16 protein-coding genes and 1 riboswitch are annotated in these 21,207 nt (G+C 73.8%); of the genes, 10 read left to right on the plus strand and 6 right to left on the minus strand.

The genetic code is table 11. From position 1 onward, the window contains the following. Positions 1–20 precede the first annotated feature (20 nt). The gene (locus AB1460_RS22525; RefSeq protein ID WP_368963898.1) at positions 21–1,211 is read left to right on the plus strand and encodes a nucleotide disphospho-sugar-binding domain-containing protein; all 1,191 of its coding nucleotides are present in this window, start codon (positions 21–23) and stop codon (positions 1,209–1,211) included. Positions 1,212–1,231: 20 nt separating this feature from the next. Next, positions 1,232–3,073 (plus strand): class I SAM-dependent methyltransferase, encoded by a 1,842-nt coding sequence (locus AB1460_RS22530; RefSeq protein WP_368963917.1) that lies wholly within the window; start codon positions 1,232–1,234, stop codon positions 3,071–3,073. A gap of 112 nt (positions 3,074–3,185) precedes the next feature. On the opposite strand, the gene thiC is transcribed toward AB1460_RS22530, so the two are convergent. After that, on the minus strand, positions 3,186–5,021 hold the full coding sequence (thiC, locus tag AB1460_RS22535; protein WP_420497341.1) for a phosphomethylpyrimidine synthase ThiC: 1,836 nt from the start codon (positions 5,019–5,021) through the stop codon (positions 3,186–3,188). After that, a riboswitch (TPP riboswitch) is annotated at positions 5,018–5,139 on the minus strand. It overlaps the preceding gene by 4 nt. A gap of 310 nt (positions 5,140–5,449) precedes the next feature. Here thiC and AB1460_RS22540 point away from each other — a divergent pair. Both AB1460_RS22540 and AB1460_RS22545 read left to right on the plus strand, forming a co-directional pair. Further along, positions 5,450–6,160: a hypothetical protein gene (locus AB1460_RS22540; RefSeq protein WP_368963902.1), complete on the plus strand. Its 711-nt coding sequence runs from the start codon at positions 5,450–5,452 to the stop codon at positions 6,158–6,160. Positions 6,161–6,615: 455 nt separating this feature from the next. Continuing rightward, positions 6,616–7,455 (plus strand): L,D-transpeptidase family protein, encoded by an 840-nt coding sequence (locus AB1460_RS22545; RefSeq protein WP_368963904.1) that lies wholly within the window; start codon positions 6,616–6,618, stop codon positions 7,453–7,455. Between the two features lie 97 nt (positions 7,456–7,552). Here AB1460_RS22545 and gnd read toward each other — a convergent pair whose 3' ends face one another. Then, entirely contained in the window at positions 7,553–8,575 is a 1,023-nt protein-coding gene (gnd, locus tag AB1460_RS22550) for a phosphogluconate dehydrogenase (NAD(+)-dependent, decarboxylating) (protein WP_368963905.1), read from the minus strand. Positions 8,576–8,784: 209 nt separating this feature from the next. Here gnd and AB1460_RS22555 point away from each other — a divergent pair, with 209 nt between their 5' ends. Beyond that, positions 8,785–10,353, plus strand: coding sequence for a dihydrolipoyl dehydrogenase family protein (locus AB1460_RS22555; RefSeq protein ID WP_368963907.1), 1,569 nt, complete (start codon positions 8,785–8,787; stop codon positions 10,351–10,353). A 31-nt stretch (positions 10,354–10,384) separates the two neighbouring features. Here the strand turns inward: AB1460_RS22555 and AB1460_RS22560 are convergent, their stop codons facing one another. After that, a complete protein-coding gene (locus AB1460_RS22560) occupies positions 10,385–10,528 on the minus strand; it encodes a GPGG-motif small membrane protein (RefSeq protein WP_198541930.1) in 144 nt (47 codons plus the stop codon). Positions 10,529–10,609: 81 nt separating this feature from the next. After that, entirely contained in the window at positions 10,610–12,388 is a 1,779-nt protein-coding gene (locus AB1460_RS22565) for a glycerol-3-phosphate dehydrogenase/oxidase (RefSeq protein ID WP_368963909.1), read from the minus strand. 559 nt (positions 12,389–12,947) lie between these two features. Between AB1460_RS22565 and AB1460_RS22570 the strand changes: the two genes are divergently transcribed. Both AB1460_RS22570 and AB1460_RS22575 read left to right on the plus strand, forming a co-directional pair. Beyond that, positions 12,948–14,120, plus strand: a complete 1,173-nt coding sequence (locus AB1460_RS22570) for an acyl-CoA dehydrogenase family protein (RefSeq protein ID WP_071086789.1) — start codon at positions 12,948–12,950, stop codon at positions 14,118–14,120. A 20-nt stretch (positions 14,121–14,140) separates the two neighbouring features. Further along, entirely contained in the window at positions 14,141–15,364 is a 1,224-nt protein-coding gene (locus AB1460_RS22575) for an acyl-CoA dehydrogenase family protein (RefSeq protein ID WP_368963910.1), read from the plus strand. An 80-nt stretch (positions 15,365–15,444) separates the two neighbouring features. Here the strand turns inward: AB1460_RS22575 and AB1460_RS22580 are convergent, their stop codons facing one another. Then, positions 15,445–17,088, minus strand: coding sequence for a glycerol-3-phosphate dehydrogenase/oxidase (locus AB1460_RS22580; RefSeq protein ID WP_368963911.1), 1,644 nt, complete (start codon positions 17,086–17,088; stop codon positions 15,445–15,447). After that, the gene (locus AB1460_RS22585; RefSeq protein WP_368963912.1) at positions 17,085–17,888 is read right to left on the minus strand and encodes a TetR/AcrR family transcriptional regulator; all 804 of its coding nucleotides are present in this window, start codon (positions 17,886–17,888) and stop codon (positions 17,085–17,087) included. The genes AB1460_RS22580 and AB1460_RS22585 overlap by 4 nt, the downstream gene beginning before the upstream one ends. Before the next feature lie 137 nt (positions 17,889–18,025). Here AB1460_RS22585 and AB1460_RS22590 point away from each other — a divergent pair, with 137 nt between their 5' ends. From AB1460_RS22590 to AB1460_RS22600, 3 genes are all read left to right on the plus strand, one after another. Then, positions 18,026–19,705, plus strand: coding sequence for an FAD-binding oxidoreductase (locus AB1460_RS22590; RefSeq protein WP_368963913.1), 1,680 nt, complete (start codon positions 18,026–18,028; stop codon positions 19,703–19,705). Between the two features lie 54 nt (positions 19,706–19,759). Continuing rightward, positions 19,760–20,149, plus strand: a complete 390-nt coding sequence (locus AB1460_RS22595; protein WP_368963914.1) for a hypothetical protein — start codon at positions 19,760–19,762, stop codon at positions 20,147–20,149. A gap of 136 nt (positions 20,150–20,285) precedes the next feature. Next, positions 20,286–21,086 (plus strand): SDR family NAD(P)-dependent oxidoreductase, encoded by an 801-nt coding sequence (locus AB1460_RS22600; protein WP_368963916.1) that lies wholly within the window; start codon positions 20,286–20,288, stop codon positions 21,084–21,086. Positions 21,087–21,207: the final 121 nt, after the last annotated feature.

Genomic DNA, 21,207 nt, shown 5'->3' on the forward strand with positions numbered 1-21,207 from the left:
GCCTGGAGGCAGTTGAGTCAATGGGGCGCATTCTCTTCGCGGTGCCGCCGCTGACCGGCCACGTGAACCCGGCTGTCGGCATCGCGGGCGAGCTCGCCGCACGCGGCCACGACGTCGCGCTGGCCGGTCACGCGAGCGCGGTCGGGCCGCTCGTCCCGCCCGGCGTGCCGCTCATCGCGCTGCCGGACGAGATCACCGCCGAGCAGCGGGCGGACCTGGAGGCACGGTCCCGCCCGCTGCGGGGGCCCGCGTCGCTGAAGTTCCTGTGGGAGGAGTTCATCCTCCCGCTCGGCACCTCGATGGCCCGGGACGTCGGCGAGGTGCTCGAGCGCTGGCGCCCGGACCTCGTCGTCGCCGACCAGCAGGCGATCGGTGCCGCGCTGGCCGCGCGGCGGGCGGGGATCCGGTGGGCGACCCTGGCCACCACCTCGGCGGAGTTCGATGATCCGTACGCGGTGTTGGCGGGGATCGGGCACTGGGTCTCGGACCGGCTGCGCGAGTTCCAGCTCGCACACGGCGTGCCCGACGACGGGGCGGAGCGGCTGGACCTGCGTTTCTCCGAGGACCTGACAGTGGTCTGCTCGGTGCCCTCGCTGCTGCGCAGCTCGTTCCACCCCTCCCACCAGGTGTTCGTCGGCTGCGCCGCGGGAGTCCGCCGGCCGGCCCCGGCCTTCCCCTGGGAGTGGCTCGACAGCGGCCGGCGCACCGTTCTGGTCTCCCTCGGAACGGTGACGCGGGACGCCGGCGGGCGCTTCGTGCGCGCCGCGGCCGAGGCCCTGGCCGGGATGGCCGGCCAGGTGCAGGCGGTGGTCGTCGCGCCGCCGGGCCCGCTCGACGACCTCGCCGAGCAGGCGCCGGACGACCTGCTCGTCCGCTCGTTCGTGCCGCAGGTCGATCTGATGGACCAGCTCGACGCGGTAGTCTGCCATGCGGGCAACAACACCGTGTGCGAGGCGTTGTCACGGGGTGTTCCCCTTGTGGTCGCTCCCGTCCGTGACGATCAGCCGGTCATCGGCGAGCAGGTGGTGCGGGCCGGGGCGGGCCTGCGGGTGCGGTTCGGGCGGTCGACGCCGTCGACGCTCGCCACCGCGATCGGCACCGTGCTCGGCGAGCCGTCGTACGCGGCCGCGGCCGGCCGGCTGCGTGCCGAGTTCACCGCGGCGGGAGGAGTCGTCACGGCCGCCCACCACATCGAGAAGCTGCTGCCGTAGGGCCGGGGGGCGTGAGGGACGTGTGGCTCCTGGTTCCTGTTCTCGTCTGCCTGGGCCTCGTCGCGAACGGCATCCGGCTGCGGGGGCGGCTGCGCCGGCTCGACACGGTCGTCGCCTCCGGCCGGCCGGTTGATCCGGCGCACCTTTTCCTGGTCGCCGAGGGCGTCCGGCTGCCCGAGGCGGCGCGGCGCGCGGCGAGCAACCACGCGCGCCGCGAGCGTCTGCTGGTGCTGGACCTGGTGCCGGCCGACCTCACCGTCGAACGTGCCCTCGACGTGGCCCGCATGGTCGACACCCGCACGTACCGGGCGGACCGGTCCGCGCCCGGCCGCGGTGCCTTCCAGGCCATCCTGGTGCACCGGGACCTGCTGGAACGGGCCGGAATCACCCACCTGGACGGGTTCAGCCCGGTCGAGCTGGTCGACATCGCCACCCAGTTGAAGCGCTATGCCCCGACTGCCACCGACCTCGCGGTGGTGCCGGGGCTGCGTGCCGCCCGGGACGATGCCGCGATGCGGGTGCGGGTGCAGCAGCGCGCCTACGCCTGCACCCCGGCCAGCCTCTACATGCCGTTCTCGCCGCACATCGCGACGGCGATCGGGTCGCAGGTCAGCCAGCAGCTGGCCTACGTGGCGATGGCGCTGTTCTGGTTCCAGCCGTTCTTCGTCTGCGCCGGCCGGGTGCCGTTGGCTCCTCGTGACCTGATCCGTAGTCCGATCGTCCGGATCCTCGGCATCTTCCTGCTCGTCATCCACTCGGTGCGCGCGGGTCGCGAGGCCAAGGCTGCCGGCATACCCGCCGACCCGCACAAGGCGGCCCGGCGGCAGCGCCGCGACGAGACCGCCGCCTGGTACCGGGCCCGGGCCCGGCACGTCGGGCGCCTGCGCGAGGTGCCCAGCAGCGAATGCCCGTGGTGCGGTTCCGGGGAACTGACAAACCGCCTGCGTTCACCGGACCTGGCGATGGGCAAACCCGGCAGTTTCCAGCTCGACACCTGCGGGCGGTGCGGGCACACCTTCCTCAACCCGGCGATCACCCCGGACGGGCAGGACTACTACGAGCGGGACTGGCGGGACGGGTTCGCCGCCGAGGCCGCGGAACATGCCCGCGCGCGGGAGGCCGCGGCCGACCGGGCCCGCGCCGAGCTGCTGCGCCCCTACGCCACCCCACGAGCCTGGCTGGACGTCGGCACCGGCTTCGGGCACTTCTGCAACGTCGCCCGTCACTACTGGCCGGCGACCGCCTTCGGTGGGCTCGACATCACCGACTCGGTCGACGAGGCCCGCGCGCGGGGCTGGGTGGACGCTGCCTACCAGGGCGAACTCGTCCAGGTCGCCGACCGGCTCGCCGGGCGCTACGACGTGATCAGCATGTTCGGCTACCTGGAGCGCGCCCGGTATCCGTCCGAGGAGCTCGACGGCGCGGTGAAGGCCCTCGCCCCCGGCGGCCATCTGCTGATCGAGCTTCCGAACCCGTCCTGCCCGGCCGCCCGGCGACTGGGCAGGTACTGGCCGGGCTGGGATGTGCCGCGCCGGCTGCACTTCATCCCCGTCGACAACCTGCTCGCGGCGCTGGAGGACCGTGGCCTGCGGCCCATCGTCGTCGAGTTCGGCGCGGCGCAGCGCCCCGGCGACCTCACCGGGGCACTCGGCCTGCTCATCCAGCAGCTGGCGCCGAAACCCGAGCCGTGGCTCGACACCCACCGCAGCGGGCCCGGCCGGCGCCTGCTGCGGGTGCCGCTGCTGCTCGCCTCCATCAGCCCGCTCGTTCTGGCCGCGCTCGTCGAGAGCCTGAGCCGGGCATGGCTGGCGCGGGGGAACCGCTCCAACACCTACCGAGTGCTTGCCCGCAAGGAAGGCTAGTGCCGTGACTGACACGGCGAACCCTGTCAGTCACGGCACTGGTCCCGGTCCCCGACACCGACCGCTACCACCGGCGCCGGGACGGTCAGCTGCCTGAGCCGGGCCTGTGCGGCTAGTCCTGCGGCTGGCCGCCCGCGAGTGGCAGGTAGATGCGGGAGCCCTGCTCGGCGAACTCCCGGGACTTCTCCGCCAGCCCGGCCTGCACCGCGTCCTCGCTGTCGAGGCCGTGCTCGGCGGCGTACTTGCGGACGTCCTGGGTGATGCGCATGGAGCAGAAGTGCGGGCCGCACATGGAGCAGAAGTGCGCGGTCTTCGCCGGAGCCGCGGGCAGTGTCTCGTCGTGGTACTCCCGGGCGGTCTCCGGGTCGAGGGACAGGTTGAACTGATCGTCCCACCGGAAGTCGAACCGGGCGTCCGACAAGGCGTCATCCCAGGCCTGCGCCCCGGGGTGCCCCTTCGCCAGGTCCGCCGCGTGAGCGGCGATCTTGTAGGCGATGACACCGGCCTTGACGTCCTCCCGGTCCGGCAGGCCAAGGTGTTCCTTGGGGGTGACATAGCACAGCATGGCGGTGCCGTACCAGCCGATCATCGCCGCGCCGATCGCCGAGGTGATGTGGTCGTAGCCCGGCGCGATGTCGGTGGTGAGCGGGCCGAGGGTGTAGAACGGCGCGTCGTGGCACAGCTCGCGCTGCAGGTCCACATTCTCCTTGATCTTGTGCATGGGCACGTGGCCCGGGCCCTCGATCATCACCTGGACGTCGTGCTCCCAGGCGACCGAGGTCAGCTCGCCCAGGGTCGCGAGCTCGGCAAGCTGCGCGGGGTCGTTCGCGTCGGCGATGGAGCCGGGGCGCAACCCGTCACCGAGGGAGAAGCTGACGTCGTAGGCGCGCAGGATCTCGCAGAGCTCGGCGAAGTTCGTGTAGAGGAAGTTCTCCTGGTGGTGCGCGAGGCACCATGCGGCGAGGATCGACCCGCCCCGGGAGACGATGCCGGTCTTGCGCCGTGCGGTCATCGGGACGTACCGGAGCAGCACGCCGGCGTGGACGGTCATGTAGTCCACACCCTGCTCGGCCTGCTCGATGATGGTGTCCCGGTAGACCTCCCAGGTGAGCTCCTCGGCCTTGCCCCCGACCTTCTCCAGCGCCTGGTAGATCGGGACGGTTCCGATCGGCACCGGCGAGTTCCGGATGATCCACTCCCGGGTGGTGTGGATGTTCTTCCCGGTCGACAGGTCCATGACGGTGTCGGCGCCCCACCGGGTGGCCCACACCATCTTCTCGACCTCCTCCTCGATGGAGGAGGCCACGGCCGAGTTGCCGATGTTCGCGTTGATCTTGACCAGGAGGTTGCGCCCGATGGCCATCGGCTCGCACTCCGGGTGGTTCACGTTCGCCGGCAGGACCGCCCGCCCGGACGCGACCTCGTCGCGGACCAGCTCGGGGGCAAGGCCCTCGCGCAGGGCGACGAACTCCATCTCCGGGGTGATCTCGCCGCGTCGTGCGTAGGCGAGCTGGGTGACCGCACGGCCGGCGAGGGCCCGGCGCGGTGCCCGCCCCGAGCCGACGAAGAGGTCATCCGCCGGCGTCTGGGCGGCCTGGCCCGGGCCGCTCTGGCTACCCGTCGCCCGCCTGCCGTCGTCGCCGGGCTGCACCGCCCGGCCGGTGATCTCCTCGGTGTCGCCGCGGGCGGCGATCCAGCCCGACCTCAGCGCAGGGAGACCGCGTCGCACGTCGATCCCGGCACCAGGGTCGGTGTAGGGGCCGGAGGTGTCGTAGAGGACGAGGCTGTCGCCGGTGCTCAGCGCGACCTCGCGCATGGGCACCCGCAGGTCGGGCTGGGACCCCACCAGGTAGGTCTTCCTGCTGCCCGGGAACGGCCGGGCCAGGATTCCGTCCGCTGGCTGGTCTGCCGCCGGGATGTCGGAACGCGCGGGCTGGATGTGACGCACCACCTTTGATCACTCCCTACGCCGGAATTACCCGGACAGGTTCAGGCGGTCGGCGGCACCGGCCGTTGCCCGGCCGCCCTCTCAGCCTCCCAGGGTGGAAGCTCCCGCATCTGCCTCGACGCTACGGCAGGTAGCTGCCCTCCGCCACCCCCTTGGTCACCTTCGCCTGGTTCGTCACGCACCGGTTCGTGCCATTCCCGGCGTGTCTCGCGCCGCTCGTCCTGTTCGTCCGTCTCGCTCGGCGTGGCCGTCGTGGCCGGGCCGGGTGCCGGCTCCGCGGGGCCCGGGTCGGAAGCCCCTGGCCCCGCGGACCCGGCGGGGAGCTGGTTGCCGAGCCCCGCGGTGACGAGCGCCGCGACCTCCTCCGGTGCCTGCCACAGCCGCTCGGTGGGGATGGCCAGCACCAGCCGGCCGGCGGGGCGGGCCTGGTGCGGCCCCGACTGGCCGATGCGCACGAGCAGCCGCCAGGGCCCGTACCAGACGTCCAGCCGGCCGGTCGGCGCGTCGGCGGAGTCCGCCGCCAGTGCCCGGCCCGCGGGCAGGGCGAAGGCGAGCTCGATCTGTCGGTACAGCTGGGCGAGCATCCGCGGGGTACGCCGGGCCGCGTCGTCGAGCGTGTCGCCGATCAGTGTGCGGCGGGTGATCGGGCCCCGCCCGGCCATCGCCCGCCGCATCGAGTCGACGGTGACGAAGCCCTGCCGCAGCGCGTCGACGATCAGGGCGCGGGCCTGCTCGCGCTCCCCGGACCACTCGGCCATGTCGACCACGGAACGCGCCGGGACGGTGCGTGCCGGCAGCCGGGTGCGGTGGATGTCCGCCGCGGACAGCCGGGAGGAGCGGCGGAAGGCGACCCCGGGCATCGGCGCGCACCGGCGCTCCGGCGGGATCAACACGGTCACGACGTCGTCGTCGTGGCCGGTGAGGCCGTCGAGGGCAGCGGCCGTGGCGCCGCCGAGGACCGCGCCCCGGCCACCGGCGAGCAGGGCCGCCCAGGCCTGCTGCAGCCAGGGCTGCCCGCCGACTGCCGTGATGAGGACACCGCGGGCGGGCTGCCGCCAGGTGCCAGCGAGGACTCGGGCCCGGATGTCCGCCCGGGTGAGGCCCGCGATAATCGCGTCATGCTCGCTGATGACACCTGACTGAAGGTCGGCGATCTCCCGCCAGGAGAGTCGGCCGGGGCTGAGGGCCATGGTCAGACGATGGCTGTTGTTTATCCGTTGTGTCCATGATGGATTGCGGTCTGTGGATAACCGGTCTCCGGATGGTGCTGCGGGAGCCTGGTCCAGGCGGTTCCGCCGCTGGTCCCACGTCGTCCGGTGTCGACCGCGCGCCGGCAGGCCCTGGTCGGCCGGATGCTGGTGATGGCCGGCGCGTGCCAGGCCCGTATCGTGTGCGACCGACAGGTTCGGCGATGGTGCGGGCGTGGTGCCACACACCATCGCGGTTGTGCATGTGATGGTGGTAGCCGTAGGGGTTCGTCAGGTGGCCGGCGAGGCGCGGCGTCGGCCTGGAAGTCGGAGGAATGGCGACACACCGAAGGTCCGGGCGGTCCGGGAGCCGCCGCACGAGGGGCGGTCACGAGGGCCGCGTTCCCGTGCGGTCCGTCGCGATCGGTCTGGCCGCGGTGGGCGCGACGCTGACCGTGGGCGTCGCCGGCGCACTGCACGTGACCGGGTCCGCCCAGGAGCCGGAGATGTCCGCGACGGCCGCGCGCAGCCAGTCGCCTCCCGCCACCTCGACGCCGGCCGACGCGCCCGACGCCGAGTCGGCGGCCCGGGCTGCCCGCGGCATCACGGACCCCAAGGAAGAAGGCACGGTCGGGGAGATGGCAGTCGGCGCGATTCCGGGCGTGGGTGATCTGATGATGTCGCGGATCCCCGCGGCGACCCGTCAGGTCATTGTCGTCACGGCGGCGGACGCGTCCGCGACGGTGAACCGTGTGGTCCGCTGGCAGCGGGCGGCCCCGGATGCCCCGTGGACGGCGGTCGGAGCGGAGATCGCGGGCCGCAACGGCGCCAACGGGTGGACGCACGACCACGTCGAGGGCGACCGGCGCAGCCCCGTCGGGGTGTTCAGCCTCACCGCCGCCGGGGGCCGGTACGCCGACCCGGGCACCGCTCTGCCGTACGAGTTCCGCCCGTCCTTCTACCAGGCCGGCGGCCACGCCGGAGACCCGATGGCCGAGGCCTTCAACTACGTGGTGGCGATCGACTACAACCGCCTGCCCGGCCACCCGCCGTCGGACCCGACCCGCCCGCTCGGGGCGGGTGCCGGCGGCGACATCTGGCTGCACGTCGACCACAACACGCCCACCAGAGGCTGCATCAGTCTTCCCCAGGCCTCGATGGAGGCAGTGCTGCACTGGCTGACGCCGAGCAGCCAGCCAATGATCATCATGGGAGATCGGGCGAGCATCGAGGCCACCGCCGGCTGAGCCGGGCGCCTGCCGGACCGGCGGGCCTCCTCCGCGGGCCCGGGCCGGAGCTGGCCGGGCCCGCCGCCGGCCGCGGCCCGGCTCCGGCCGGCCTTCCCTAGCCCTCCGCCTTCTTCTCCGCGTGGCCGCCGAACTGCTTGCGCATGGCCGAGAGCAGCTTGTCCGCGAACAGCGACTCACCGCGGGAGCTGAACCGCTCGTAGAGCGACGCGGTCAGCACGTGCGCGGGGACACCCTCCTCGACGGCGGCCAGCACCGTCCAGCGGCCCTCGCCGGAGTCGGAGACCCGGCCGCCGAACCCGGCCAGCTCCGGGTCCTCCACCAGTGCGGTCGCGGTCAGCTCGAGCAGCCAGGAGCTGACTACGCTCCCGCGCCGCCAGACCTCGGCGATGGCCGGGATGTCGAAGTCGTACTGGTAGTACTCCGGATGGGCCAGCGGGGTGGTCTCGGCGTCGTGACCGGCCGCCTGCGCCCGGCCGATGTCGGCCTTGTCGAGAATGGCCAGGCCCTCGGCGAACGCCGCCATCATGCCGTACTCGATGCCGTTGTGGACCATCTTGACGAAGTGGCCGGCGCCGTTGGGCCCGCAGTACAGGTAGCCCTTCTCGGCCTGGGTGATCTCACCGGTACGGCCGGGAGTGCGCGGGGCGGTGCCCACCCCGGGGGCGATGGTCTCGAACAGGGGCTCGAGGCGGGCGACGGTCTCGGGTTCGCCGCCGATCATCAGGCAGTACCCGCGGTCCAGGCCGAACACCCCGCCGGAGGTGCCGACGTCGACGTAGTGGACGCCGCGCTCGGCGAGCTTCGCGGCCCGGTCGACGTCGTCGCGGTAGTAGGAGTTGCCACCGTCGATGATGATGTCGCCGGCCTCGAAGTGTTCCGCGAGTTCGAAGACGGTCTGCCCGGTGATGCCCGCGGGGACCATGACCCAGGCCGCCCGCGGGGTGCGCAGAGCCGCGGTGAACTCGGCCAGGGTGTGGGTGCCCACCGCGCCCTCGCCGGCAAGGGCCTTCACCGCCTCGGAGTTCACGTCATAGACCACACATTCGTGCCCGTCGCGCATAAGCCGGCGAACGAGGTTCGCGCCCATCCGGCCGAGTCCGATCATTCCGAGTTGCATCTGAACTCCCGGTGGTCCTGCACGGACCGGTCGAAGGTGAGGTCCTCGTGTTCCATCCTGCCGTCCGTACCGGGACTCGACAGCGCGGCCTGGGTCACGGACCGGGCACACACCGAGGGCCTGGGCGCCCGGGTGCGCAGCGCCGGACCTGACGGCCCGGCGTGAGAGGGTGGCTCGCGGTGTTGGTGCCAGTGCGGAGGGGCGTACCCATGAGCAGGTTGGACGGGCCCGGCGCCGCTGGGTCGTCGGGCACCCGGAGCGAGGCCGGCGCGCCGGGCCAGGTCGACGTCGTCGTGATCGGTGCCGGTCCCGCAGGTGAGGTGCTCGCGGGCCGCTGCGCGGACGCCGGCCTGACGGTCGCCGTCGTCGAACGCGAGCGGGTCGGCGGCGAGTGCTCCTTCTGGGGGTGTATTCCCAGCAAGACCCTGATCCGGCCGGGTGAGCTCCTCGCGGCGGCCCGGGTCACGCCCGGGGCGGCCGCGGCCGTGACCGGTCGTGTCGACGCGGCCGGTGCGTTCGCCCGCCGTGACGAGATGGTCGGCGACTACTCCGACGAGGGCCAGGTCCCCTGGCTGCGTGACAAGGGCATCCAGCTTGTGCGCGGGGTGGGCCGGCTCGTGGGTGAGCGCCGGGTCGCGGTGCGCGGGCCGGGCGGCGCGGAGCGCGCGCTTGTCGCTGCCCGCGCGGTCGTGCTCGCCACGGGCACCCGGGCGACACTGCCGCCGATCCCCGGCCTGGCCGAGGCCGAGGCCTGGGACAACCGGGCCGCGACCGGCGCGCGGGCGGTGCCTCGCCGGCTCGCGGTGCTGGGCGGCGGTGCCGTCGGCGCCGAGCTCGCGCAGGCGTTCCGGCGGCTCGGCAGCGAGGAGGTGACCGTCATCGAGGGTGGGCCGCGGCTGCTGGCGAGGGAGGAGCCGTTCGCCGGGGACGAGGTGCGCGCCGCCTTCGAGGCGGAGGGCATCACCGTCCTCACCGGCCGCCGCGCGGTGTCCGTCCAGCGGGAGGGCGCACCGCACGGCGGTGGCGCGCCCGGGCCCGGGAGTACGCCCTGGGCCGAGCCCGGCAGCCGACCCGCGCAGGCGGCTGGTGGTCCATCCCGTGGTCCTGTCGTGCTGGGCCTCGACGAGGCCGGCAGCCTCGACCGGATCGTCGCCGACGAGCTGCTCGTCGCCGTCGGCCGGACGGCGGCCTCGGCCGATCTGGGCCTGTCCGCGGTCGGGCTGCCCGACCATGGTTTCGTCGAGGTCGACACCCGGATGCGGGTGACCGGAGTGGCCGGTGACTGGCTCTACGCGGTGGGAGACCTCAACGGCCGGGCCCTGCTGACGCATGTCGCCAAGTACCAGGCCCGGGTGGCTGCCGACGTGATCAGTGGCCGGTCCGACCCGGCGGGCAGGCCGGCCACTGATCGTGTCGATCCCGGCGCGGTCCCCCGGGTGACCTTCACCGACCCACAGGTGAGCGCGGTCGGCCGGACCGAGCGGGCTGCCCGCGAGGCGGGCCTCGACGTCCGGGCCGTGGCCGTGTCGACCGCATCGGTCGCCGGGTCCTCCGTGCGCGGCACCGACGCTGTGGGCACCTCCCAGATCGTGGTCGACGTCGCCCGGCGGGTGCTGGTCGGCGCGACCTTCGTCGGCCACGACACCCAGGAGATGGTGCACGCCGCGGCCATCGCCATCACCGGTGCCGTCCCACTGGAGGACCTGTGGCACGCGGTGCCGTCCTTTCCCACGGTGAGCGAGGTGTGGCTGCGTCTTCTCGAGGCCTACGGGCTCTGAGTCGATTCTCCGGTCCTGAAATCGTCAGTCATCAGGTGAAGACCGAGACACCACCGGGGCCGACGAGCAAACCGATGACAATGAGCGCGATGCCATACAGAATTGCGCCCCGGACCAGCGAGACAATGCCCCCGACCACGAGCACGACGGCGATCAGCCACAGGATGAGTTCCATGGTCATCTCGTTCCTCCTGGCCGGTCGACAAAACCTCGCGGCGCTGTGGGATTCCGCGCGGCCCGGACCGGTCAGGCAGGGTCAGGCAGGTGTGGCGGCTCCGCGGTTCTCCTGCACCAGCGGCCGGACGTCGGGAACATCCAGCCGCGCGGCATCCGCGGCCCGGTCGTCGGGCTGCCGCTGGGACTCGATCTCCGCGGCCACCCGCGCCCGGTAGTGGTCGGTCTCCCGGGCCACCGCCTCGGAGTTCCAGCCGAGGACCGGGGCGATCAGCTCGGCGACGTGGGGCGCCGCCGTCAGCCCCCGGTCGGCGGTCTCCATCGAGATGCGGGTCCGCCGGGTGAGGACGTCCTCCAGGTGCAGCGCCCCTTCGTGCGAGACCGCGTACACCGCCTCGACAGCCAGGTAGGCGGCCGCTCCCGGCAGCGGTCGCCCGAGTTCGGGGCGGGCCGCGACGAGATCCAGCACCTCCTCCACCAGCGTGCCGTACCGGCGCAGCAGGTGTTCGACCCGGGCGACGTGCAGCCCGGACGTCCGCGCGAGGCGCTCGCGGGCGTTCCACAGCGCCGGGTAGCCGTCCGCGCCGAGAAGCGGCACCCGCTCGGTGCAGGACGGTGCGACCGCCCCGCTCATGCCCTCCGTCGCGGCATCCACGGCATCGGCCGCCATCACCCGGTAGGTCGTGTACTTGCCGCCGGCGACCATCGTCAGGCCCGGGACCGGCCGGACCACCGCGTGCTCGCGGGACAGCTGAGAGGTTTCGTCCGACTCGCCGGCGAGCAGCGGCCGCAGGCCCGCGTAGACGCCGACGATGTCCTCGGTCGTCAGCGGCGTGCGCAGCACCTTGTTGACGGTGTCGAGCAGGTAGTCGATGTCCGTGCTGGTGGCGGCGGGGTGGGCGAGGTCGAGGTTCCACTCGGTGTCGGTGGTGCCGATGATCCAGTGGCTGCCCCAGGGGATCACGAACAGGACACTCTTCTCGGTGCGCAGGATGAGCCCGGTGGAGCCGTGCACCCGGTCGCGCGGCACCACGATGTGCACGCCCTTCGACGCCCGCACCGACAGCCGCCCACGCCCCCCGACCATGGCCTGGATGTCGTCCGTCCACACCCCGGCCGCGTTGATCGTCTGGGCGGCGCGAACCTCGAGGTCGACACCGTTCTCCAGGTCGCGGACCCGGACGCCGGCGACCCGGTCGCCCTCCCGGACGAGCCCTGTCACCTGGGCGCTGGTGGCGATCAGGGCGCCGTACCGGGCGGCGGTGCGGGCCACGAACATGGTGTGCCGCGCATCGTCGACCTGACCGTCCCAGTACTGGATGGCGCCGACGAGTGCGTCCGGCCGCAGCGACGGGAACTCGCGCAGCGCCGCCTTGCGGGTGAGATGGCGGTGAAGCGGAACACCCCCGTTCCGGGGGGCGCCGTCCCCACCCGGCCTGGGCGCGATGCGCCCGAGGCCCTGCCCCAGCGTGTCGTACAGCAGGACGCCGCTGCCGATGTAGGCGCGCTCCCAGCCGTGATGGGTCAGCGGAAGCAGGAACGGGATGGCACTGACCAGGTGCGGCGCGAGGGTCTCCAGGAGCAGCGAGCGCTCGCGCAGCGCCTCGCGGACCAGCGTGCCGTTGAGCTGCTCCAGATAGCGCAGGCCGCCGTGGATCAGCTTGCTCGACCGGCTGGACGTACCGGCCGCGAGGTCACGCGCCTCCAGCAGGGCGACGGACAGGCCCCGGGTCGCCGCGTCCAGCGCCACGCCGGCGCCGGTGACTCCGCCGCCGATCACGACGACGTCCACGGGCTCGGCGCGCATCCGCCGCAGCGCGGCAGCCCGGCTGGCCGGATCGAGGCGTGCGGTACCGGTCATCGCGTGTGCATCCCCCTTCGACCGTGTGCGGTTCTGCGGTCCCGCTGTTCTGCGGTCGGTGGCGGGCCCGTGCTGCCGGACCCGCCACCCATCGTGCCGGCAGTTGGTTCCCGCCGCTCACGGTGAGATGAACGGTGGGTGGATATCGGGCGCCGACCGGGTGGGGTCTGCTGGCGCCGCGGGTGCGTCAGGGTCCATGATGCCCAGCGCACCCGCATCCGACATGTCCGACACGTCGGATGCGACGCGCGTGTCGGCTGCGGCCTGCCCCGAGCCGCGGTTCGCCGCACGTTCCGTGGGTGTCCCTCATGTCATCCGTCACGGCATGTCTTTCGGTGGCCGGGCAGGAACGGCCGCCGGAATGCGGGCTGGCTACGGGTCGCGCCGGAACCGGTGGAATTCGTGCCACTCATTGTCTCGGTCCGCAGGTGGCGTCGCGGCAGGCGGCATGAGGAACACGGATAGGGCATGCTTGTGCGCGAATCGATCCGATCTCGACGTGCTCCGTCGCACCCTGTCGGCGCGGCCCGGTACGACCTGACCCGGAGGAAGAAACGACATGGACCTGACGTTCTCTGCCGCGGAGGAAGCCTTCCGCGCGGATCTCCGGGGCTGGCTGGCCGACAACCTCCCCAGCGCCTGGCGCGAGCCCGGCTTCTGGGCCACCGTGCCCGACGCCGAGGCCTTCGAGCTGCGCCGCGAGTGGGAGCGGCGGAAGTTCGACGCCGGGTTCGCCGGCATCGACTGGCCGACCGAGTTCGGTGGCCGCGGCGGCACCCCCGGCATGAAGGCGATCTACGACGAGGAGATGGCGCACGCCCGGGCGCCGTCGACCGTGAACTCGCTGGGGCTGGCGTTTCTGGCGCCGACCATCATGGCGATCGGCTCCGAGGAACAGAAGCGCGAGATCATCCGCCCGCTGCTGCGCTGCGACGTCATCTGGTGCCAGGGCTTCTCCGAGCCGGACGCCGGCTCCGACCTCGCGGCCCTGCGGGCATCGGGTGTCGCCGACGGTGAGGACATCGTCGTCAACGGGCAGAAGGTCTGGACGACGAACGCCATCCATGCCGACCGGATCTTCGCCCTGGTGCGCACCGAGCCGGGCAGCCAGCGCCACCGCGGCATCTCGATGCTGCTCATCGACATGCACCAGGACGGGGTCGAGGCCCGGCCGCTGCGGCAGATGAGCGGGGCCACCGAGTTCGGCGAGGTGTTCTTCACCAACGCGCGGGTCCCCGCCACCGAGTGCCTGGGCGGCCTGGGTAACGGGTGGGCCACCGCGATGCTGCTGCTCTCCTTCGAGCGCGGAGCCTCCGGCATCCTGCAGTACACGTCGTTCCGCCGGGCCTACGACGAGATCGTCCGCGCGGCCCGGGTGCTGGGGCGTGACCAGGAGCCGGTGCTGCGCCAGGAGCTCGCCCAGCGTCTGGTGGAGCTGGAGTGCCTGCGCTACCACGCGATGCACGTCCTGACCCGGGTGGAGCAGGGCGCCGATCTCGGCTCCGAGTCGTCGATGACCAAGCTGCAGTGGTCCGAGACATACCAGGATCTCTTCGAGACCTTCGACAACCTGCTCGGCTCCGACATCGCGATCGGGTCGCCCGTTGCCGGCCTCGACCTGACCGCCCTGCAGGCCGAGGGGTTCTGGAGCAGGTCCGTCACGATCTGGGGCGGGTCGTCCCAGGTGCAGCGCAACATCGTCGCCGAGCGTGTGCTCGGCCTGCCTCGCTGAGCCCTGAAGGGACGACTGACGTGTTCTTCGCGCTGACTGACGAACAGCGGGCCCTGGGCGACACCGTCCGGGACTTTCTCGCCGACCGCTTCGATCTGACCGCCGTGCGCGCGGTGTTCGAGGACGCCGCCGGCGACGGCCACCCGACAGAGCTGTGGAAGGCGGTGGGCGAGCAGGGCTGGCTGGCCGTCTGCGTCCCCGAGGAGTACGACGGGCTGGGGCTCGGCATCCTCGACGCGCATGTGGTGGCCAGGGCGCTCGGCGCCGGGGTGGTTCCCGGCCCGTGGCTGTCGACCGTGCTGGCCGGCGAGGCGGTCCGGCTCGCCGGATCGGAGGCGCAGCGCGCCGAGCTGCTGCCCCGCATCGCCGCCGGCGACCTGGCCGCGACGGTGGCGCTGCGTGGCGCCGGCCGTGGGTGGGGTGCCGACGGCGTCACGGTGAGCGCCGCCCCGGTCGCGGGGGAGCCCGCGGGGGAGGCGGGCAGTGCGGTGGGCGCGCTCACCGGCGCTGCCTCGCCCGTCGAGTACCTCGCCGTCGCCGGCCTGGTCGTCGTCGCCGCCACCGAGCCCGGCACGGCGGCAGGGGCTGCCGAGACCGGGGCCGGGAGCGCGGCCGGCTCGGCTGGCATCGGCCTGTACCTGGTCGACCCCCAGGCAGCGGGAGTGACCGTCGAGCCGCTCACCAGCTACGACGGAACGACCAGACTCGCCGCGCTGAAGCTGGAGGGCGCGCACGCCCGCCGGCTGCCCGGCTCGTCGGCTGCTGTCCTCGAGGACCTTGTCCGCCGCGGCGCGGTGCTCACGTCGGCCGACCTGGCCGGCATCGCCCGGGAGGCCCTCACCCGGACCGTGCGTTACGACCAGGAACGGATCCAGTTCGGGCGCCCGGTGGGCTCCTTCCAGGCACTCAAGCACCACCTCGCGGACCTGCACGTCGCGGTGACGATGGCCGAGCACGCGGCCATGTACGCCGCGTACGCGATCGACGCCGAGCTCGACGACCTGCTGCTGGCGGTCGCCGTGGCGAAGGCCAAGGCGAGCCAGGCCGCCCGGGACGCGACCGCCGCGATGATCCAGTACCACGGTGGGATCGGCTACACCTGGGAGCACGAGACACACTTCTTCTACAAGCGGGCGCGCCGGCTGTACGGGGCCTTCGGTGACCCGCCGTCGCACCTGGAACGTGTCGCGGCCCTCACCATCGACACGGTGGCTGCCCCCGACTCGGCGGCAGCCGCGGTCTGACGGCCGCCGCGGCCCGGCAGCCGCCGCGGCCCGACCACCGCCGCGGTGCGCGCACGGGCTGAAGCGGGGGCGGGCCCGGCTCAGCCCGTGCGCACGGCGTGGTGCGTCAGGGCGCTGCGGGCCGCGTCCAGGGCGGCTGCGCGATCGGCGGGCACGAGCCCGACCCGGGTCCGTCGGTCGAGCAGGTCATCCACGTCGAGCGCGCCCTCGTGGAGCACGCCGAACACCAGCTCGGCTCCGGTGACGTCGACGCCGGCGGCGACCGGGGCGAGCAGCCGCGGATCATCCCGGGCGAGGTCCAGCACCGCGGGGGCCTCGGTGCCGTAGCGCGCCACCAGCCGGCGCGGCGCCGGAATGCTGGCGAGCGCGCGGCGCGGTGCGGCACCGACCAGCGGCAGCCGGCTGGTCCGGCAGGGGCCGGCGTCCAGGTTGGCCTGCGCGACAGCGGCGTCGACCGCGTCCTCGGCCATCCGCCGGTAGGTCGTCAGCTTGCCGCCGACCACGGTGATCACCCGGTTGGCGCCGGTGTGGACGGTGTGTCGCCGGGACAGGTCCGCGGTGCGCCCACCCGGTCCGTCCAGCAGCGGCCGCAGGCCCGCGAACGACCCCAGCACGTCAGCCCGGTCGAGCGGGGTGGCCAACACCCCGGAGACGACGTTGAGCAGGTGGGTGATCTCCCCGTGGTCCGGCACGGGAAGGTCGACGACCTCGTCCGTCGACACGTCGGTCAGGCCGACGTACACCCGGCCGTCACCCTGCGGCAGGACGAGCGCGTACCGGTTGCGTTCGCCGGGGATCGGCACCGACAGCGCCGTCGGTGTGCCGCCGAAGGCAGCCGCGGGCAGCACCAGGTGGGTTCCCCGGCTGGGCCGCAGGCGGATCTCCGGGGCGAGCACCGGCGCCCAGACGCCGGTCGCGTTGATCACCGTGCGGGCCCGCAGCCGGCACGGCTGCCCGGTGAGCGTGTCGAGTGCCTCGACCTCGACGGGCCCGGGCCCGGCTCCGGCCCTCATGGCGGCCGTGGGCCCGGTTCCGTTCGCCCCCCCCGGCACGAGGTTCTGGACCGCGGAGTCCTGGACCGCGAGGACCTGCACGCGGGTGAGGATCCGGGCGCCGAACGCGGCCGCGGTGCGCGCGATCGCCACGACGAGGCGGGCGTCGTCGACGAGCTGGCCGTCCCAGTACAGCAGGCCGCCCCGCAGCCCCTCCTCGCGCAGGCCGGGGACCATCCCCAATGTCTCGACCACCGACAGACGGCGCGGCGGGGGCAGCACCGAACTCGGGGTCCGGACCCCGCGCCTCAGCAGGTCCGCGAACCCCAGGCCGACGCGGGCGAGCAGCGCCGCGCCGACGGGGACGTCCCGGGTGAGCGGCAGCACCATCGGCAGCGGATGCACCAGGTGCCCGGCCGTGCGGCGAATCAGGATCTCGCGTTCGGCCGCGCTCTCCCGAGCGAGGCGGACGTCCCCGGAGGCGAGGTAGCGCAGCCCGCCGTGGACCAGCTTCGAGCTCCACCTGCTCGTGCCGAACGCGAGATCGCGCGCCTCGACCAGCGCGACGGACAGCCCGCGGGAGGCGGCGTCGAGCGCGACCCCGGCGCCGGTGACCCCGCCGCCGACGACCAGCAGATCCACCACCGTTCCGCCGGCGAGCTCGGCGAGTTCGCGGGCGCGGCGGTCCGCGGTGAGCGACGAGCGTGCGAGCGGGCTGGCCAGGTCGGTCATGACGGACCTCCAGGGTGCTCGGTCGGCCGGTGCTCGGTCGGCCGGGTCCGGAATGCCGGCCGGGTCCGGGATGACGGTGCCCCCCGCGTGGGCGACGGAGCCTCGAGTGGCGGAGATCCGGACAGGGGATCGTGGGACGGGGCCAGGTAGCCGTCCACCATCAGGTACAACTCGCGTGCCAGCGCGTCCCGGGTGGCCTCGTCACCCATCGCGCCCGCGGAGAGAACGTACGACTGCGCCGCCAGCAGCACCATCCGTGCCTGCGCGTCCGGATCACCGGTGCGGACGGCGCCAGTGGCCTGGGCCGCGGCGAGCCGGTCGCGCAGGAGGTCCAGGACCAGCAGCTGGGTCGTGCCGAGCCGTTCCAGGACGTAGGGGACCAGCAGCTCCCCGTCCGTCTCGGTGATGCGCGCGAAGAGCGGGTGCTCTCGGAACGCCCGCGCGGCCGCGATCAGCGAACCCACCAGCTCGGCCCGCTCCGCGCCGGGCGGGTCCGCGCCGGGCGTGTCCGGGTCGACCCCCGTCTCCGCCTCGGCGGGCAGCCAGGCGCCGGGGGCTCCGGGCGGGGCGGTGGCCGTGATGATTCGCCCCCACTCGCGTGTCATCACGTCCCGGACGAGGGAACGCAGGTCGGGCCAGCGGCGGTAGAGGGTCATCCGGCTGACGCCGGCGCGGCGCGCGACGTCGGTGAAGGTCGTCCGGCGGACGCCGACGCTCATCAGCAGCGCGGCGGCGGCGTCGAGGACGACCTCGTCCGCGACGGCGACCGGCGCGGGACGGGAGCGGGTCTGTCCGGTCATCGCCCTGGTCCTCCCGGCTCCACGACGCCGTGCCGGCCGTTGGCGGCCAGTGGGGGAGTGCCCGGCGCGTAGTCGTGTGACACTGTGACTTGAGTTGTCACACTGTATCGATCGGTCCGTCAAGCCGGGGAGCTGCCATGACGTCCGAGTCGGGTCATCTCGCTGTGCAGCCGGCCGCGGACCCGGTCTGGTGGGGCTGGGGGGCGGCGGAGCGGCACCGGCCGTTGCCGGGCGCCGTCCGGGACCTGCTCGGCCAGCTCGGCATCCCGTCCCGGCCGAGCCCGCCGGTCGCCCTCGCGGACGTCTCCCTGCCCCTGGTGCGCCTGCCGGCGGACGTGCGCGGCGAGCTGTGCGCCGCCGTGGGCGCCGAACACGTGCTGGCCGACCGCGAGACGCGGGTGCGGCACTGCCGAGGCCGGTCCACCGTCGACCTGCTCCGCCTGCGCGCCGGCGACGCCGCTGCCGCCCCGGACGCCGTCGTCGTCCCCGCGGACCACGACGAGGTCCTGGCGGTGCTGCGGATCTGCTCCCGGCATCGCGTCGTCGTGGTCCCGTTCGGCGGCGGGACGTCGGTGGTCGGCGGCCTGGCGCCGCCCGGCCTGCCCTCGTCGACCTGGGCCGGCGTCATCGCGCTCGACCTGCGCCGCCTGGACCGGTTGGTGGCCGTCGACACCGTCTCCGGGACGGCGGTGCTGGGCGCGGGGCTGCGCGGGCCCGCCGTCGAGGCCCTGCTCGCCGGGCACGGGCTCACCCTCGGCCACCTGCCGCAGTCGTGGGAGTACGCCACCGTCGGCGGGTTCGCCGCGACCCGGTCCAGTGGCCAGGCCTCGGCTGGATACGGCCGGTTCGATCAGCTCGTCACCGGGCTGCGGCTGGCCACGCCGGTCGGCACCTGGCAGCCGGGGAGGGCCCCGGCCTCGGCCGCCGGCCCGGATCTGCGCCAGCTGGCACTGGGCTCCGAAGGCGCCTTCGGGGTGATCACCGAGGTGACGGTGCGGGTACGGCCGGCGCCGCCGCGGCGGACCTACACCGGTTGGCGGGTGGCGGACCTGACGACCGGCCTCGAGCTGATCCGCGCACTGGCTCAGCGGGACCTGCTGCCCACGGTGTGCCGGCTCTCCGACGAGATGGAGACGGCGGCCGGCCTCGCCAACGCGGTCACCGCGGGTACCGGCGTCACGGCCGGCGGGTGCTACCTGCTGACCGGCTTCGAGGGGGATGAGGAGGCGGTGGCCCGGGGCGCGGCCGCTGTCGAGGCCGTCATCGCCGCCGGCGGTGGCCAGCCCCTCGGGGAGCAGGTCGGCCAGGACTGGCTCGCGGGCCGCTTCCACGCGCCCTACCTGCGCGACGCCCTCCTCGACGAGGGGATCCTCGCGGAGACCCTGGAGACGGCGGCCTACTGGGCGGATCTCCCCGACCTGTACGCGGCGGTGCGCGCCGCGGTCGCGGGCGCCCTCGAGGCGGACGGGTCACCCGCGGTCGTGCTGTGCCACATCTCGCACGTCTACCCGGCGGGAGCCTCGCTGTACTTCACGGTCGTCTGCGCGCAGGGCCCCGACCCGATGGCCCGCTGGGGCCGCGCGAAGCAGGCCGCCGGAGACGCGATCATGAAGCGCGGCGGCACGATCACCCATCACCACGCGGTCGGGACGGATCACCGCCCCTGGATCGCCGCCGAGATCGGGGAGGTCGGCGTCGCGGTCCTCCAGGCGGTGAAGGCCGTGCTGGACCCGGCGGGTGTGCTCAACCCGGGTGTCCTGGTGCCGGTGACAGGCCCGGTCTCTCCGACAGGCCCGGTCTCGCCGCCGGGCGGGTGACGGGGATGCCCGCCTGAGGTGTGACCATCTGGATGCGGTGGGTATTCGTTGTGGGTGAGAACATTCGCTGCCGTCATCGTCGCGCTTCTGCTGATCTCCGCAGTGATCTCCGTCGTGCTGGTGGCACTCGCGGTGGCCTACCGCTCGGCCGCGCCCACCCGGGCCGCGAACGCGGCGGCGGTGCGGCTGGCCGCCGGGGGTGCCGCGGCTGCCGGTGGCGCGGTCCCGAGCGGTGCCGCCGGCGGGCCGGGAGCCGGGCGGGCGGTCGTTGGTGGCCGCCCGGTCGATCGCCGGGCCCGCCGCCGCCCGGGCCGCCGCTCGTTGCTGACCCGCGGCCTGCGCACCGGCCGGGCCTCCAGCCGTGTCCTGCGTGGCCGTGGCCGTGGCCAGAAGGCTGGTGCCCATCGTCGGACGTCCGAATCGACGGCAGCCGGCCGCCGGTAGGGCGATCGATCCACCGTCCGGGCCGCCGGGGACGGGGCGCGCCCGGACGGGAACTGAGCGCAGGTATCCAGGCGCGATCGCGCGTATCCGGGCCATATCGGCGCGGCGGCAGCGCCCGCGCGTCAGGATGGGGCGCATGGACAACGGCGCGGCCACGAAACACGCCGCGGGCGCCAGGACCCCCGCCGCAGGTGCCGGGACCCCCGCGGTTCCGGCGGGTGGGGCCGTGGGGCCTTCCAGCCGTGGCCTGGTGGTGGTCGGTCCCGGCGCCGCCTTCGGGACGGCGCTGCTGCGCCGGTTCGCCGCCGAAGGGTTCCGGCTGGGAGTGATCTCTCGGTCGGCCGAGACCGTGGCCCGGGTGACCGGCGAGCTCGCGGCTGCCGACCATCCGGTCGCCGGGGCCGTCGCCGACGTCACCGACCAGGCGGCGTTCACCGCCGCCTCCGGGCGGGTGGCCGCCGAGATCGGCGGGCTCACCGTGCTCGTCTACAACGCCAAACTGAGCATCCGGGGCACGGCCTTCTCGGTGCGCGCCGAGTCGATGAACCAGACGCTGGCGGTGAACGTGACCGGGGCGCTGACAGCGGTGCAGATCGCGGCGCCGCTGCTGGCCGAACGGCCGGGCGCGACCATCCTGCTGACCGTCGCAGGTCCGCGCAGTGAGCCGGCGGCCGGCCGGTTCGCGCTCGCTGTCGGGAAGGCGGGTGCGGCAGCGATGGGGGAGGCGATGGCGCCGCTGCTGGCGGCGCAGGGCGTCCGACTGCGCACCGTGGTGCTGGACGGCCGGGTCGGCGCCGCCGGGCCGCTGCGGACCGACGAGGTGGCCGACCACTTCTGGCAGGCGTTCGCCGCCCCGGGCGGGACGGCCTTCCGGTTGGCGCCCGAGCCGCGGCGGGCGGGGGCGCGCGGCGCCGCGCAGCTGCCGCTCGAGGTGTGACGTTGCGAGTAGGCGCAGAGGAGTAGGTGCAGGGGAGGAGAGGAAGGGGCAGGGGAGGAAGGGCATGGCGGCTGACACTTCTACACATATGCAGCTACTACAGATACGTCAGATATGAGAA

The sequence above is a fragment of the Parafrankia sp. FMc2 genome (assembly GCF_041008525.1).
In the GTDB taxonomy this organism is placed as follows: Bacteria; Actinomycetota; Actinomycetes; order Frankiales; family Frankiaceae; genus Parafrankia.